This window comes from Secundilactobacillus silagei JCM 19001 (genome assembly GCF_002217945.1).
GTDB classification, from domain to species: domain Bacteria; phylum Bacillota; class Bacilli; order Lactobacillales; family Lactobacillaceae; genus Secundilactobacillus; species Secundilactobacillus silagei.
In genome coordinates, this window is sequence record NZ_BCMG01000001.1 from 117487 (window position 1) to 131932 (window position 14446).

The following is a 14446-nucleotide window of genomic DNA, read 5'->3' on the forward strand; positions in this document are numbered from 1 at the left end:
AGAAATGAAAAAAGCGTTCGTCCCATACCAAGCCTAAAGCTTAGTATGGGACGAACGCCGTGTTACCACCCATCTTCGCAATTCACTCACATGAACTGCCTCAATGACACCTTTTGATGTCTGGGATGGTAACGCATCCTTGCGGGTCAGTTGCGTGAACAGCTAACCATCATTTGCGGGTTCATTCGCCAAATTGAACTTTTCCTGCCTTTCACTAACTGCAGGTCGCTGGGTAAAGTCGCATTGGGTACTACTCCCATCAGAATTTCATTTTCTAATTACCATCTAATATAGACGGTCTTAATTTAGAAGTCAAATCTTTTTTTAGATTTAGCAGTAGGGGGTCATTTTTTCGGCTTCTTGGTAAATAGTGATTTGACCCAGCCAAAGAGCGGTCCCCAATCCATCATGCCGCCTGAACTGGGGGGCGTTTTAACATTCAATTTGATCTTTGGCATGCTGTGATATACATAGGGTTTACGTGGCTTTTCTGGCATCATCATGCCTCCTCATTATTGAAACAAAACTTTAATTACATTTTAACGCAAATCGATTGTTTTCAAACTTGAAATAGCGTAAAGTTTCAGTGTTATACTAGATGAAATCAACGAACAGAGAGGTGGTGCGCAATGAATTCAATTATGAACGATCTGCAATATGCCTTGCAGCGCAAAGCATTAGTCAACGTTTATCAAGTGAAACAAGATGTTGTTTATACGGGGTACGTTGATATTGTGGACGATGCGGGGATTATTTTAACGACTTTCGACGATACCGGCAGCGAAGACGGCGCGGTTTATCTCACCTTTGAGGTGATTGAACTGGTTGAGTTTGAAAGCGATGACCTCGATAACATGCGGTTTCGGATCGAAAACGCGACGGCTGAACACTTCTTCACGTTTGGTCGGATGACAACTGAATTTAATTTAAAACGCCCACTGATTCGGCAAGTATTGGCGACCGCTATGGCGGATGAGACGGCCATCATGGTCTTGGATAAGCAGAGCGGTGAACTGCACGAAGGTGAAGTCACCCGAATCGCAGAACAAGATTTTGACCTGCAGATTTTCAATAAATTTGATCTCAGCCAACACCCATTACTAACTTTCAAACATCAGGATGTTGCGTTAATTGAGTTTGAAGGTAAGGAACTGACCCTGCAGACGGCTGCTATGGGCTATCTGCAGACGTTAACGCCCGTTAAAAAAATGTCAGTGACCAGATTGACCGAGATTGCCGCGGTGCTGCACCAGGCCGAGCAGACTCAGCAGTTGATTTCCATTAATCCCGTGGCAGACGAAGGGATGTTCTTCGTTGGCCGGGTCAATACGATTGGTGAAAACAGCGTTGTGATTAATCTGATTGATATGACCGGCCAGTTTGGCGGTTATTGGTTAGTTAGGCTGACCGCTATCGCACAAGTGACGACCCAATCTGACTATTTAGCAGTGATGAAAACTTACATGACGTTGGACCAGACGTTGGGCGTTGTTGCCCAGCCGGAGTTAAACGATGAACGGCTGTTTGACGGCACCGATAACCTCTTTCAGGCGGTCTTAAGCCAAGCTAGTAAATTCCACCGGGTCATTCGGCTCCAGTTGAACGGTGATGACAATGTCGTTGGCTACATCAGTAAATTTGGCGGCAACGAGATTATCTTTCACTTAGTTGAACAGGGAACGGTCATCGACACGATGGGAACACTCATCGAATTAAGTGATATTGATGAAGTTGCGTTTGATTATTTGGACGCCATGTTAACTGAGAAACAGCTACGTAATCAAGGTGAACTTTAGGAGGTAATCTCCGTTGATGAAAAAATGGCAGCAGCTACCTAAGTGGTTCAAAGACACGATGCAAATTATCGTGCCCATGGTCATTTTGTTAATCTTGTATGATTTATTGGCACCGCAGTTCACGCATCAGCCCTATTCGATAACGACCCTGATTGCCTTTCCGTTTCAAGTGATCATTGGGTTTGCGCTGGTCGCACTCTATAACTATTACAAGCTCAAATCGCTTGCGAAGCAACAAGCACAAAAGGCTGAGGCTGAACGAATCGAACGGGTCAAAAAAGAACAGCAAAAACGGCAGCACGCAGAAAATAGTCAGCGTAATCAGGCTGTGAAGCAGAAGCGACAGTAGTAACAATTCTTATAAGACAGATAAAAACCAATCCTCAATTTTATACTGAGAATTGGTTTTTTTAGTTGATTTTCTGCTGTCCTCATAAAATTATTGCTGAGTGGGATGCAGCCACTTGTTGACTAGATTCCTGTTCAAATACAAGACCGGCATCAGTAACAATAATGCCAGAATACCGCAAGATGGGAATCCCCATGCTCCGGAGAAGACGTCCATCACGCTGCCGACAAACAGGCTGCCGATTGGCGTAGTTCCTTGGTTAAGCAACACATAGATACTCATTACCCGACCACGCAGACCGTTGGGAATCGAAAATTGAAACGAGGCGTTTGATTGATTGAGAAAGACCATGTTACAAAAGCCGATGGCAACCATCATCGCGATGGCCAGGGGATAAGTGTGAACAAAGATCATTAACGTTTGTAGCGTAGCCGTTCCCAGTCCCACTGCCAGGTAGATATTGCGTTGCAGGCCAAAGCGGGAAAGGTAACTCATCAGAAACGCTGCAATCAACGAGCCAATGCCAGTGGCTGATAGCAGGCTGGCATAGGTTTGCGCGCCAGAATTGAGCACGGTTTTCGCAAATATTGGGATGATGACGTTATTGTTGTAGTTGAGTGTGCAGACAATGATCATTAATTCGGCACTCATACGGACGGCAGCGTGTTGCCAGACGTAGGCGAGGCCTTCCTTGACGTCTTTCCAAAGATAGCGTTTTTGAGTTTTGGCGATTAACGCTGGCGTCTGCTGAATCAAGAATAGACCCAGTAACACGGCTAGGTAGCTGATTGAGTCAACGAGAAAACAGAAGCCAACGCTAAATTTGACCATGAGGATGCCGGCTAGGGATGGTCCAGCAATTTTGGCTAAGTTAAAAACGGTGGAGTTAAGCGAAATGCCGTTCATCAGATCCTTTTGGCCGACAAGTTCCACAACGTAGGACTGACGGGTGGGGGTATCAAAACTTTGAAGCACCCCGTGGAGGATCGCAATTAACAAAATTTGCCAATACTGGATGATTTTGGCGTAGACCAGGATGGTCATGATGACACCCAGAATGAGGAACCCAGTTTGAGTTGTGAGCAGGATCAATTTTTTTGGGTGGCGATCAATCACGGTGCCGGCAATCAACGTCAACAATAGGATCGGAATGAATTGGCAAGCGGTCAAAACACCGACTAGAAATGCCGAGTTGGTCATTTGATACACGAGCCAAGTCTGGGCGGTGCGTTGGATCCAAGTGCCCATCACCGAGATGATTTGACCAAACCAAAAATAACGGAAGTTTCGATTTCGAAGTGAAGAGAAGGTACTGCGAAAAACGTTCAAGATAATGACCGGCTTTCAGAATGAATCATTGATGATCGATTTAATAAGATTTAACACTGTTAGTGAGTGAATTATATCTGTTATATCACAGAACGATGTGAAAAGACTGGTCAAAATTAGAAAATAAATTCTTGATTTCTCAAAGAAAAATCACCTTATCAAGGAAACCAATTTGGCTTTCTCGATAAGGTGATTTATTTGTAGCTTCATAATGCGATGATTCGGTTAATCAGTATAAAATTCAATCGCCAGTGCGCCCACGCTGGTATACGTGCTGATCACTGGGCCGGCTTCATGAATGGTCACCAGGGTATCTGGCAGCGCTGATTTGATACGGTTAGCGACCTCACTGGCTTGAGTGAGATTATCCACGTGAGTAAGGCCAACTTTAGCCGGGGCCACCGTCTGGATGCGGTCGACTAGTTCATCCACTTCCTTACGAATGAACCGTTTGCCACGGCCCTTAGCGGCTACTCTTAACTCGCCGTCTTTGACCTCCGCCATAACCTTAATGTTTAACAGATTGGCGATCCCACCAGCAGCTTTGCTGATACGGCCGCCTCGGATGAGGTTTTCAAGGGTGTTGAGAAACACGTAAATTTCGGTGTGAGAACGGTGCAGGTCAATGGCGTTAAGAATGGTCTCCAGTGGCGCACCATTTTTGGCGAGTTTGGCAGCGGTGATCACTTGAAAGGCCAGGCCACGGTCGATTGAAAGCGAGTCAACAACGGTGACTTTGGTATCGGACATGTCGGCGGCTTGCCGGGCAGCGTTGACGGTCCCGCTCAGAAAATGAGTCAGGTTGAGACACAGGACTTCATCACCATTTTGACCAAGCTGATCAAAGACTTCTAAAAATTGGCCGATTGAAGGCTGACTAGTCTTAGGGAGTTCGTCGTCATTCACTAGATGACTGAGAAATTGAGTATTAGTAATTTGAATACCATCATTTAAAAATTCTTGTTTACCTAAACGGACGACCAGCGGCACAACTGTGATCGGTAAGGTTGCCAGTTCATCAGGCGTTAGCTGCACGGTCGAATCCGTTACGATTTGAATAGACAATAGGTCCACCTCTTTAAAAAGATCAATGCCATTAACTATCGGGCATCGTCATTCACCAATAATAAATTTGGCAGTATACTTAATTATACCGTAAAATGAGTATAAAACATGAAAGACGGGTTTAAAATGACGGAATCGAAAAATTCTGATACGCAAGATCAACCCACCCCCGCAAAGACGCCGCTGAACCTTAACGATTTGGCCTCTAATCCAATGCGGGTGGGCATGGCACGGCTGGGTAAGCAAAAACGGCCGCAAGCGAAGTCTAAAAAGAAACACTGGTGGTCGAGAAGAACCAGATAAGGAGTGATCAAATGGCTGATTTAAACTTGATTCAAGGCGACATTACGCAATTCAAGGGCGATGCTATTGTGAATGCGGCCAATACCGGTTTGGTTGGTGGCGGTGGCGTTGATGGCGCGATTCACCGGGCTGCGGGACCAGAGCTGGATATCGCCTGTCGTAAGCTGCATGGCTGTCCAACGGGAGAGGCTAAGGTGACGCCCGGTTTTAATTTGCCGGTTAAAATCATTATCCACACGGCGGGTCCAATCTGGCGCGACGGGTCGTTTGAAGAACCTAAGTTGCTGCGAAACTGCTATGAGAATAGTTTAAAACGAGCGGTGGAAAATCATTGCCAGACGGTGGCTTTTCCATCGATCAGTACGGGCATCTATGGCTATCCATTAGACAAAGCCTGTAAGATTGGCGTATCAACCATTCGCAATTTTGAGGCAGCGCTTCAGGTCACTATGGTGGCCTTTGATGAAGGTACTTATCGGGCGTTTGAAAAAGCGATGTTAGCGTAAAAAGACAGTCTGTTTATCAGAAAAAACTGATAGACAGGCTGTTTTTAATACTGCATAACATTTAATTATTTGAATGCTAGCGACGAATTAGTTGACGCCGATAAAATGATTCAATGCCGCGGCTTCTTCAGTCGTTGCGTCACTTTCCTGTGACTTGATATTGTGTAATCTTTCAACCGTAATGTGAAGATTTAAGGCCAGTTCAGTATCTGTAAGATTATGTTTCTTTTGATATTGAATGATTTTTTCCGCAATACCGCTAACTTCTTGCTCCATAATATACCTCCACCTGATATGACTTAAAACTAAACACAACTAATGCCTATACTTCATTATATACGATTTTAGCGAGTGCACCAAAGAATTAGGGCGCAACTCGTAAAAGAACCGCCATTAAGGGAAATTAAAATCAGTAATGACAGTGTCTAAAGGGGGACCGGTGTAAGTAACCAGCCAAAAGTGCGATGTCAAAAGATCATTGTTACACAAACTCAATTCGGCTGTAATCTTTTCGTGATAATCTTCCTGTATTATTAATACTATTAAATACTTAACATGAGGTGATACTTATGAAAATGACAAATAGTTTACTGATACTCACAGCTGCCGTGTCCTTATTTGGTGCTACGGTTACCACAGCATCAGCTGCCACGATCCAAGCTTTACCTCATCAAGAAGCTGTTCAAGCAGCTCACGATGCTGTTGAAAATCATGATAGTGAAAATAAAGTTGCGTCTACAAGTGCCAATCGTTCTGATCAGACAGCCGATACGCATTCGGCTACGGCTAATTCAACGACGACTAGTCATGCTGCGACTGTTACTAATGACGGTGAGACTGCTAATTCGTCACGCGGAACAGCCGTTGTGAATTTAGCTAAGAAATTAGCTGCCATGAATATTCCCTATGTTTGGGGCGGTGAATCACTAAAAGGAATGGACTGTTCCGGTTTAACGGATTACGTGTACGCGCACGTGGCCGATATTCATTTAGGCCATTACACGGTGACTCAGGAATCTAAGGTCACTAAGAAGCCCGTCTCACAGGCTAAGCCAGGAGATCTGCTCTTCTGGGGTGCGGATGGCGGGACCCATCACGTGGCGATCTACATCGGTAACCACCAGTTTATAGCTGCGCCGCAACCAGGACAAAACGTTGGTGTTGAGACCATCAGCAGCGCCTTTATGCCGGACTTTGCTGGGACTGTTAAGGAATGATTTGCAGGATCCGCCTATCTGTTTGTGCGCATGTTATAATGAGCGTAAATAAGTAAGGGGGGAGAGGCAGACTCCGTAGGCTGAGCTTGCCGATTACAAATGATGAAACCAGTAATTAAATTCGTATTACCATTGGCAGTTCTGGGGCTGCTGGGCGGCTGCGGGTCACAGACCAAGTCGCATTCGGCGTCATCTAATAAGCCGAAAACTAGTAAGGTTGCAAAGAACAAGGCCGTTAACAGCAGTAACAGTGCGGCAAGTCAGTCTTCGGTCACTCAGTCATCTTCTGATTCGGAGTCGTCAGTGGCATCTTCTCAGTCTTCAAGTTCCAGCGAACATCAACATTCAGTGAAGTCTCCAGCGACTTCACAGCAGCCAACTAAAGCCAGCAGCGCTAAGACTAAGATGACGCAAGCCCATCCGGCAGTCACACAGCAGTCGGTGGCCAGTAAAATTTCCCAGACGTTGGGTGGCCAATATGCGCCTCAAGACCTGGCCTTTCAATTTAGTCAGTCGGGTGCTGGGACCTACACCGTTCAAGTGCAGGAAAATCACCAGTCACCTAACATGAAGGCTAAGGGTGCCGACCCGAGCACCAGCCCAACAGTGGCCTGGTTTAAGACTAATACCAACGGGCAGCTGCTGAAGTCAGTTGACGGCGGTGCCACTTACACAGTCGTAGGTAATGCTTATTAACTTTAAAAGACAACAAAATAACCTGTTGATCGTTATTCACTAACGACCAGCAGGTTATTTTTGTGACTTAATAGACATATTCAAGTAGCATCTGTTGATATCAAGTTACCACATACCGTGTTTTTCGCGAATCGATGATCTAAATCCAAACAGCGCAACGATAAAGGCAAAGAATGCGATAGCGGCAATCACCGTCCACAGCCAGCTGCTGGTTTGGACCAAAACAAAATAACCGATACCGATAGAACTAAAAAGTGTTAACAGCAAAGATAAAAAGAGATTTTCAATACCGAAAAATGCGTGGCCAATGGTCAGCATAATGGCGCCGGTAAAGACGGTCTCAGCACTAACCATACTGCCTGCGTGATAGAAAAATGCACCAAATTCAAGCAGTACACCCAGTACCATTACGGTTACCCCAAATGCTGTAGTGAATTTAAGTGGTTTTCGAGCCATAATGATCACCTTCTTTAACTTATATTATAATTCTTTTACGTTAAATGCGGTAATCATATTACTGAAGATGAAAACCAAACAGGGCCACTTGCAAAAGTACCAGACTGCCGAGCAAAACGAGCCAGTCCCACCAGCGGACACGAATTTGCTTGAAATAGGTGCGGGGAGCTTCTTCCGAAAAGCCGTGTGATGTCATGGCTTCGGCTAGATTTTCTGACCAGTCTAAGGAAGCCAGGATCGCTTTAAAATACAACTGTGGTGACCAGACGTGCAGGGCCTGTCCGCGCATGTTACCAGCGGCCCGAATAATGTTAACTTCACTGACAATTTTAGGTAACAAATTAAACGCACCTAAAAAGCCATACGCAAACTTACTGGGAATGTGGGTGTTTTGCTCTAAAGACATCACCAAATCAGAAACGGTGGTGGTCAAAGTGGCTGCTGAACCAACGAACACGTAGGCGTAGATCCGAGTAAACAGGACTAAAGCAAAATGAACACCAGCATTTGACTGAAGCAAAATCGCCACTGCCAGAGCCGAAGCTGGGATCAACGGCACAAAGAACAACAGGATGAGTCGTTTGAAAGTGGGGCGGCTGGTGAGAATGAGCAGCAGCCCAATTACTGCCAGTGCAAGATTCACGATCCAAGTACTGGTGAAAGAAATTTCCAGTGCAATCAGCACTGCTAATAAGAATTTAAAACTCGGGTTCACGCTAATCCCCCCACATACTGTAATTGTCGATCCTTAAGCGTTACGTGATAGTCGACCAAAGCATCCAGGCCGAACAGCTGATGGCTAACAATGACCATGGTCTGCTGGCAGTCATGCGCAACGGTCTTCATGATTGCCATAACGGTTTGCAATGAAGTGAAATCAAGGCCGGTAAACGGTTCATCGAACAGCTCGACCGGGGTTGCCATGATCAGCATTTCTAAGATCTGCAGCTTCTTTTTCTGACCGCCGCTTAAGGTGTAAACCACGTGCTCTTGCAGCTGTTCTAAATGCAGCTGTTTTAAGAAGCCTGGTATCCGATCCTTAAAGTACGCTGGCTGCTGACTGTTTTTGAGGGACAGCGCCAATTCCTCTGCGACCGTCACGTTTAAGAATTGCTGATCCGCATCCTGAAAAATTAACGCCACTTGCTGATAGAGCTGTTTACGATGCATTTTAGCAACTTCATTTTGATTCAGTAACAGCGAGCCAGCGTATTGGTGCAATTTAGAAATTGCGAGCAGCAGGGTTGATTTGCCGGTCCCGTTGGCGCCCGTTAGCAGCGTGATGTGATGCTTGAAAAAGTTTATTGCCGGCTGTTTAAGCAGGGTCGCGTTACCCGCGGTGAGGGTCAGCTGATGCGCGGCAATCACGGCTTGATCAGTGGTTGCTGGCAATTGCAGTTGTTTATTGGAAGTATCCTGACGCTGAAAGGCAGCCATTTTTTGTTGTGCGGCGGTCTGATCAAGCAAAGTCAGCGAATCACCAGTGCCGTTCAGGATAAACAGGTGGTCAATGTATTGATCGTAGTCTTCCAAGTCGTGATCAGAGATCAAAATCGTTTTGTGTTCTTCGCGCTGCAGCCGAGACAGCTTGGATAACAAGAGTTGGCGGGCAACCGGATCAACGCTTGCGAACGGTTCATCTAATAGGATGGTATCCGCGCGCATGGCGATGATTACCGCTAAGGCGACTTTTTGCTTTTCACCGCCCGACAAACTGTTTAGCTGCCGGTGCCGCAAGTCAGTAATCTCAACGTAATCCAGTGCCCGGTCGACTCTAGCCATCATGTGGTTGGGGGCGACCTGCTGATTTTCCAAAGCAAAGATCAGTTCCCGTTCCACCGTGTCCATGGCAAATTGCTGGTTAGGATTTTGAAACATCATCGCCACCAGCTGACCCCGGTCACTTTCCGGAATGTCACTGATCTTGGTGTCGTTTAAACGAACTTCACCCGCGGTAATGACACCACTAAATTTTGGGTAAAGACCACTGATGATCTTCATGAGGGTGGACTTTCCCGAACCGGAAGGCCCCGTGAGCAGTGAAAAGCCGCCACTAGGGAAGGTGGCTGAAAGATCGTTTAAAGTTAACGGGTTTTGACCATCTTCGGTCGGGTAGGAAAATGATAAATGATTGACCGCAATAGTTGCCATGAAGTTACCTCAATTCTAGCGGGCTTGGGTCTGCATCAAATGTGTCCGATCCAGTAATTTAACGATTGCCTTAGTCAGCACACCAGCGAAGATCCAAGTTGAAATCAGGCGGATAACGAACAGTGCAATCAGCAAACCGATATTGTACTTTGCGTAGCCGTTACGAATCATGTCCCAGCCAAAGGTGACGATGGTGGTCGTCAGCACACTGAGGTTTAAGCTAAACCAGTCGTAGCGTTTATAGCCGGTAAAGGTAAAACCAAGTTCTGAAGCGATGCCTTGAACGATACCAGAAATCATGGTGCTGGCACCCCATTGACCGCCGAGAAACATTTCGACAACTGAACCTAAGAATTCACCTAAAGTCGCTGAGCCGACTTTTTTGAAAATGTAACCGGATAAGGGACCGGCCATGACCCAGATCCCCATTAAAATATCGTTAGCTGCGGGTCCCAGACCAACTGGTGTTAAGGCAACCGTTAACAGGTTGTAGACCGGGCCGACAATCCAGTAAATGACCCCAAAGAAGATCGCAATTAAGGTTAATAGAATAATGTCGCGTAAATGCCAAGCATTTGAATATTTCATAAGTATGAAGCCTCCATCGTTTAGTAACTAAATGTTTTCCAGACTAAAAACGAGTCAAAGATAAACGCTTATCTTTGACTCGTCCTTTTGGCTTCTTTTATTAATCGAAAAATGAATGCATTATGCTCCCTTCGCTGGTATTATCCAGATCAGGTTCAATGGGTGTATCTCAGCCAAAAGGCACCCCAGATAACGTTTAGTTCTAAATTAAAGTGTACACGGAGTTACCTGCTTTTGCAAACGGTGCTGGTTCATCAGCGCATCTGAGCACGGCCTAATTTTTTCAAATTAGGAATCGTGAGCATGGTGCAAAGACTGATGATATACAGCACGGACAGGAAGCCCATGACGACGATCAAGCTGTAATGGTCCATCAAAAAACCAATGGCAACACTGGAAAAACCACCGATGGCCCGACCAACGTTGACAATCACGTTATTGGCTGTGGAACGGACCTCAGTTGGATACAGGCGAGAAATCACCGCACCGTAGCCGCCAAACATCCCGTTTGAGAAGAAGCCAAGAACAGCACCAGCCAGGGGTAAGGTGACTTCGTTGAAGGCCAGAGTGATACTAAAAACGGAGATGGCGGCGCAGACTAAGAAGATACCAAATGCTCGGCGCGGGCCAAAGTAATCTAAAATGCTGCCAAACGTCATCATCCCGATACTCATCCCAACGATCGTGGCAATCATCCAAATGGAAGAGCCAGATACGCTGAGATGAAGCTTTTGCTGCATGATGGAAGGCAGCCAGTTCATTAAGCCAAAGTAGCCGGCAATTTGGACGATCACCATTACACTCAGAGCAGTGGTTTGATAGGCCAGTTTTGGCGTCTTGAATAAGGCACTGATGCGGACCCGTTTATTGGGGTCAGTTTCGGCTTTTTGGGCTGCCAGAAATTCGTCACTTTCATGTAAATGTCGACGGATGAAATACGTCAGGCCTACTGGAATGAGACCGAATAAGAACAGGGCGTGCCAACCAAATGCGGGGATAATCAGGGCGGCTGTAATAGCGGCGAGGATTGCCCCAATTTGGCCGCCAATGGCCGCAATCGAGGTCATTTTACCAATTTTGTGATGGCTGAAGTTTTCGGCAATCAGGGTAATACCGACGCCGTATTCACCACCAGCGCCAATACCGGCAACTAAGCGGCAGAGATAAATTAAGGTAATGTTATTAGCAAAGTACATGGCAGCAGTGGCAACAGCAAAAATAAAGACGGTGTACGTAAACGTTTTGACGCGTCCGAAACAATCAGCGATGATGCCAAAAAAAATACCGCCCACTAGCATCCCCAAATTAGTGATCGATGAAATCAGCCCTGCCTGCGCACCGTTGATGTGTAAATCAGCGATGATGGAAGAAAGTGCAAAGGAGAGGAATAAAACGTCCATGTTCTCTAGTGCAAATCCCGCCGAGGTAGAAGCAATCGTCCACTTTTGGTTCTTGCTTAGCGCGTGGTGTCGTGCAGTTGTTTCCATATTCAGTTGCCTCCAAAATGAGTGCTCACAGGCACTTGTTATTTTTGCGGCTATGGTTCTAACCGTTGGGGGTATTGTGACATAGTTCGTTGACGAATACAAGGATATCTTGACGGTGACCGGCGAACTGATGTAAACTCAATGCAAGATATCTTTAACTTAGCCCAGAGAGACTAACAAGTTTACGGATGAAGACCACTTTTAGTGGGACCAGTGAACCGTTTAGCGCTCGAGCTAGACGGTTTTTTTCTGGATTGAAAGGAGAAAATTATGCGACCCATCATTATTGCATTAGACTTTGAGGACCGAAATCAAGTATTCACTTTTCTGGACCGATTCGAGCATCAAGACCAGTTATTTGTGAAGGTTGGGATGGAATTATTTTACTTCGAAGGGCCAAAAATTCTGGCTGAATTACGGAAACGGGGCATTCAGGTTTTTCTTGATCTAAAACTGTACGATATTCCCAACACCGTTGAACAGGCCATGTATCAGCTGGGCCAGCAGGAAGTATCCATGGTGACCGTCCACGCGGCCGGTGGTGCAGAAATGATGCGTAGAGCAAAACAGGGCTTACTGCGGGGCAGTCAAAAGGCCGGGGTTAAGCCGGCTAAGTTGCTGGCAATTACGCAATTGACCTCGACTTCTGAAGAACAGATGCGTGCAGAACAGCTGGTCAATGCCAGTTTAACGGAATCGGTACGGCATTACGCGCAACTGGCGCAGTCCAGTGGGGCGGACGGCGTGATTTCTTCAGCGCTCGAAGACCCGATGATCCACCGTTCAACTAGCGATGACTTTCTCTGCATCAATCCTGGGATTCGGCTAGAAAGTGACAGTGCGGATGATCAAAAGCGGGTCGTCACACCAGCGCAGGCTGCCGAATTAGGCAGTAATGGTCTGGTGGTTGGCCGGTCGATCACTAAAGCGGCTGATCCAGTGGCTGCGTACGGAAAAATTGCACAAGAATGGGAGAAATAAATCATGACAGAAATTGCGCGTCAAATTGCTAAAGACCTGATCGATATCAATGCGGTGACGTTGTCGCCCAAGCGGCCCTTTACCTGGGCCAGCGGAATTAAGTCACCAATCTACACGGATAATCGGCGAACGATTGCTTTTCCAGCGGTGCGGACGCATATTGCTGACGGTCTGGCAGCTTACATTAAAGCTAACTTTCCTGAAGCAACGGTGGTCGCCGGCGTCGCAACGGCTGGTATTCCCCACGCTGCCATTGTCGCCGATAAACTGGGCCTGCCCATGAGCTACGTCCGGTCAAAACCGAAAGATCACGGGACCGGCAAGCAAGTTGAGGGTCAAGTCTTGCCAACGGATAAAGTGGTTTTGATCGATGATTTAATTTCGACTGGCGGCAGTGTTTTAGGGGCTGCTAAGGCGGTTCAAAAAATGGGCGCAGAAGTGCTGGGCGTTTTGGGTATCTTTTCGTATGAATTACCAGACAGTGCGACTAACTTTGCTAACGCCGGGCTTTCCTTGCATACCCTGACCAATTACAGTACGCTGATTCAGCTGGCAAACGAAAACCATGATATTACCCAGACAGAGTTGAATTCGCTGCAGCAGTGGCGCAAGGATCCTTGGCACTGGGTACCAACTAAAACGAAATAAGTCACGGAGGATGATTGAATGGCCATCAAATTAATTGCGGCTGATATGGACGGGACTTTTTTAAATGATCACAGTGACTATGACCGGCCACGATTTCAGCGATTACTGACCACCATGCAGGCCCAAAAAGTCCGCTTCGTAGTTGCTAGCGGCAATCAGTACCCACATTTACCGCAGTATTTTACCGGGTTGACCGGCGACATTACTTATCTCACTGAAGATGGCGCCCACATTGTGTCAAATGGGCAGACCATCAGTGAAGACGTGATTCCCCATACTTTATTGAAGGCCTTTTTAAACTGGATGAGCAGCCAGCCCTTATTCAAGCACGCCTGGGTGCTGTTTTCGGGTCGTCAGGCCGCCTGGACGGAAATCCTGCCAGTCGCCAAACGGTTTAAACAATCGAGTTATTTTTACGGTAATTTAACCCACGTCATGGATCTGGCGGAAGTGACCGATGCGATTTATAAGATTGATATTACCTGGCCAGCCTTTGACGTTTCAGCACAGGAAGCTTTAGTTAACCAGGCGTTTAAAGGCCAGTTACGAGCGACCTCCAGTGGTCTGGGCGGTATCGATGTCATTTTACCCCACGTAAATAAGGCGTATGGTCTGGCCAAATTACAGCATCAATGGCAGATCGACTACAGTGAAACGCTGGCCTTTGGTGACAGTGGCAATGATGTCGAAATGCTGCAAAAAGCGCGTTATGGTTACGTTATGAAAAACGCGCCGGAGTCGGTTAAACAGCAGGTTGATCTAATTACGCCGTTAACGAATAACGACAGCGGGGTCCTCGCCGTGATGGAAGATTTTCTCAAATCGCGCTAAATGAGTTATACTAAACCTATTGTGAAAATTTTAACGACGAGGT

At 46.5% G+C, this 14446-nt stretch carries 18 protein-coding genes and 1 riboswitch; of the genes, 9 read left to right on the forward strand and 9 right to left on the reverse strand.

Annotated features, from left to right (window positions below; translation table 11 throughout):
* Positions 1–344: 344 nt before the first annotated feature.
* Complete coding sequence (locus CES79_RS12790; RefSeq protein WP_159459430.1) at positions 345–497, reverse strand: hypothetical protein; 153 nt, start codon at positions 495–497, stop codon at positions 345–347.
* 132 nt (positions 498–629) lie between these two features.
* Here CES79_RS12790 and CES79_RS00555 point away from each other — a divergent pair, with 132 nt between their 5' ends.
* Together CES79_RS00555 and CES79_RS00560 are read left to right on the forward strand one after the other, a co-directional pair.
* On the forward strand, positions 630–1796 hold the full coding sequence (locus CES79_RS00555; RefSeq protein WP_054653691.1) for a hypothetical protein: 1167 nt from the start codon (positions 630–632) through the stop codon (positions 1794–1796).
* A 16-nt stretch (positions 1797–1812) separates the two neighbouring features.
* Positions 1813–2145 (forward strand): hypothetical protein, encoded by a 333-nt coding sequence (locus tag CES79_RS00560; RefSeq protein WP_089136001.1) that lies wholly within the window; start codon positions 1813–1815, stop codon positions 2143–2145.
* A 90-nt stretch (positions 2146–2235) separates the two neighbouring features.
* On the opposite strand, the gene CES79_RS00565 is transcribed toward CES79_RS00560, so the two are convergent.
* Positions 2236–3474, reverse strand: coding sequence for an MFS transporter (locus CES79_RS00565; protein WP_408005818.1), 1239 nt, complete (start codon positions 3472–3474; stop codon positions 2236–2238).
* A gap of 225 nt (positions 3475–3699) precedes the next feature.
* Positions 3700–4539 (reverse strand): DegV family protein, encoded by an 840-nt coding sequence (locus CES79_RS00570; protein ID WP_159459431.1) that lies wholly within the window; start codon positions 4537–4539, stop codon positions 3700–3702.
* A 108-nt stretch (positions 4540–4647) separates the two neighbouring features.
* Between CES79_RS00570 and CES79_RS00575 the strand changes: the two genes are divergently transcribed.
* Both CES79_RS00575 and CES79_RS00580 read left to right on the forward strand, forming a co-directional pair.
* Positions 4648–4842 carry a hypothetical protein gene (locus CES79_RS00575; protein WP_054653694.1) on the forward strand — a complete coding sequence of 65 codons (195 nt, stop codon included), beginning with the start codon at positions 4648–4650 and terminating at the stop codon, positions 4840–4842.
* Between the two features lie 11 nt (positions 4843–4853).
* Positions 4854–5348 carry an O-acetyl-ADP-ribose deacetylase gene (locus tag CES79_RS00580; RefSeq protein WP_054653696.1) on the forward strand — a complete coding sequence of 165 codons (495 nt, stop codon included), beginning with the start codon at positions 4854–4856 and terminating at the stop codon, positions 5346–5348.
* A gap of 87 nt (positions 5349–5435) precedes the next feature.
* On the opposite strand, the gene CES79_RS00585 is transcribed toward CES79_RS00580, so the two are convergent.
* Entirely contained in the window at positions 5436–5624 is a 189-nt protein-coding gene (locus tag CES79_RS00585) for an LBP_cg2779 family protein (RefSeq protein ID WP_089136004.1), read from the reverse strand.
* Positions 5625–5917: 293 nt separating this feature from the next.
* Between CES79_RS00585 and CES79_RS00590 the strand changes: the two genes are divergently transcribed.
* Together CES79_RS00590 and CES79_RS00595 are read left to right on the forward strand one after the other, a co-directional pair.
* The gene (locus tag CES79_RS00590; protein ID WP_054653698.1) at positions 5918–6565 is read left to right on the forward strand and encodes a C40 family peptidase; all 648 of its coding nucleotides are present in this window, start codon (positions 5918–5920) and stop codon (positions 6563–6565) included.
* A 99-nt stretch (positions 6566–6664) separates the two neighbouring features.
* Positions 6665–7261 (forward strand): hypothetical protein, encoded by a 597-nt coding sequence (locus CES79_RS00595; RefSeq protein ID WP_089136005.1) that lies wholly within the window; start codon positions 6665–6667, stop codon positions 7259–7261.
* 105 nt (positions 7262–7366) lie between these two features.
* On the opposite strand, the gene CES79_RS00600 is transcribed toward CES79_RS00595, so the two are convergent.
* The 5 genes from CES79_RS00600 to CES79_RS00620 all read right to left on the reverse strand — a co-directional run bounded on the left by CES79_RS00600 (position 7367) and on the right by CES79_RS00620 (position 11943).
* Entirely contained in the window at positions 7367–7717 is a 351-nt protein-coding gene (locus CES79_RS00600) for a hypothetical protein (protein WP_089136006.1), read from the reverse strand.
* 58 nt (positions 7718–7775) lie between these two features.
* Complete coding sequence (locus tag CES79_RS00605; protein ID WP_054653705.1) at positions 7776–8432, reverse strand: energy-coupling factor transporter transmembrane component T family protein; 657 nt, start codon at positions 8430–8432, stop codon at positions 7776–7778.
* Complete coding sequence (locus CES79_RS00610; protein WP_089136007.1) at positions 8429–9868, reverse strand: ABC transporter ATP-binding protein; 1440 nt, start codon at positions 9866–9868, stop codon at positions 8429–8431. The genes CES79_RS00605 and CES79_RS00610 overlap by 4 nt, the downstream gene beginning before the upstream one ends.
* A 15-nt stretch (positions 9869–9883) precedes the next feature.
* Positions 9884–10456 (reverse strand): ECF transporter S component, encoded by a 573-nt coding sequence (locus CES79_RS00615; protein WP_054653712.1) that lies wholly within the window; start codon positions 10454–10456, stop codon positions 9884–9886.
* A 108-nt stretch (positions 10457–10564) separates the two neighbouring features.
* Positions 10565–10654: riboswitch (TPP riboswitch) on the reverse strand.
* 56 nt (positions 10655–10710) lie between these two features.
* Positions 10711–11943: an MFS transporter gene (locus CES79_RS00620; RefSeq protein WP_089136008.1), complete on the reverse strand. Its 1233-nt coding sequence runs from the start codon at positions 11941–11943 to the stop codon at positions 10711–10713.
* A 267-nt stretch (positions 11944–12210) separates the two neighbouring features.
* Between CES79_RS00620 and pyrF the strand changes: the two genes are divergently transcribed.
* Genes pyrF through CES79_RS00635 form a run of 3 tightly spaced genes read left to right on the forward strand, consistent with a single transcriptional unit; the run spans position 12211 to position 14403 of the window.
* Positions 12211–12924, forward strand: coding sequence for an orotidine-5'-phosphate decarboxylase (gene pyrF, locus CES79_RS00625; RefSeq protein ID WP_133286366.1), 714 nt, complete (start codon positions 12211–12213; stop codon positions 12922–12924).
* Positions 12925–12927: 3 nt separating this feature from the next.
* Positions 12928–13572 carry an orotate phosphoribosyltransferase gene (gene pyrE / locus CES79_RS00630; protein ID WP_054653716.1) on the forward strand — a complete coding sequence of 215 codons (645 nt, stop codon included), beginning with the start codon at positions 12928–12930 and terminating at the stop codon, positions 13570–13572.
* A gap of 18 nt (positions 13573–13590) precedes the next feature.
* On the forward strand, positions 13591–14403 hold the full coding sequence (locus tag CES79_RS00635; RefSeq protein ID WP_089136009.1) for a Cof-type HAD-IIB family hydrolase: 813 nt from the start codon (positions 13591–13593) through the stop codon (positions 14401–14403).
* The last annotated feature ends 43 nt before the right edge of the window (positions 14404–14446 follow it).

Bases quoted from the DNA above. Each gene is read 5' to 3' on its own strand.
- pyrE (WP_054653716.1), top strand. From the start codon at position 12,928: ATGACAGAAATTGCGCGTCAAATTGCTAAAGACCTGATCGATATCAAT.
- CES79_RS00635 (WP_089136009.1), top strand. From the start codon at position 13,591: ATGGCCATCAAATTAATTGCGGCTGATATGGACGGGACTTTTTTAAAT.
- CES79_RS00580 (WP_054653696.1), top strand. From the start codon at position 4,854: ATGGCTGATTTAAACTTGATTCAAGGCGACATTACGCAATTCAAGGGC.
- CES79_RS00560 (WP_089136001.1), top strand. From the start codon at position 1,813: ATGAAAAAATGGCAGCAGCTACCTAAGTGGTTCAAAGACACGATGCAA.
- CES79_RS00585 (WP_089136004.1), bottom strand. From the start codon at position 5,624: ATGGAGCAAGAAGTTAGCGGTATTGCGGAAAAAATCATTCAATATCAA.
- CES79_RS00590 (WP_054653698.1), top strand. From the start codon at position 5,918: ATGAAAATGACAAATAGTTTACTGATACTCACAGCTGCCGTGTCCTTA.
- CES79_RS00595 (WP_089136005.1), top strand. From the start codon at position 6,665: ATGATGAAACCAGTAATTAAATTCGTATTACCATTGGCAGTTCTGGGG.
- CES79_RS00615 (WP_054653712.1), bottom strand. From the start codon at position 10,456: ATGAAATATTCAAATGCTTGGCATTTACGCGACATTATTCTATTAACC.
- CES79_RS00555 (WP_054653691.1), top strand. From the start codon at position 630: ATGAATTCAATTATGAACGATCTGCAATATGCCTTGCAGCGCAAAGCA.
- CES79_RS00610 (WP_089136007.1), bottom strand. From the start codon at position 9,868: ATGGCAACTATTGCGGTCAATCATTTATCATTTTCCTACCCGACCGAA.
- CES79_RS00620 (WP_089136008.1), bottom strand. From the start codon at position 11,943: ATGGAAACAACTGCACGACACCACGCGCTAAGCAAGAACCAAAAGTGG.
- CES79_RS00600 (WP_089136006.1), bottom strand. From the start codon at position 7,717: ATGGCTCGAAAACCACTTAAATTCACTACAGCATTTGGGGTAACCGTA.
- CES79_RS00575 (WP_054653694.1), top strand. From the start codon at position 4,648: ATGAAAGACGGGTTTAAAATGACGGAATCGAAAAATTCTGATACGCAA.
- CES79_RS12790 (WP_159459430.1), bottom strand. From the start codon at position 497: ATGCCAGAAAAGCCACGTAAACCCTATGTATATCACAGCATGCCAAAG.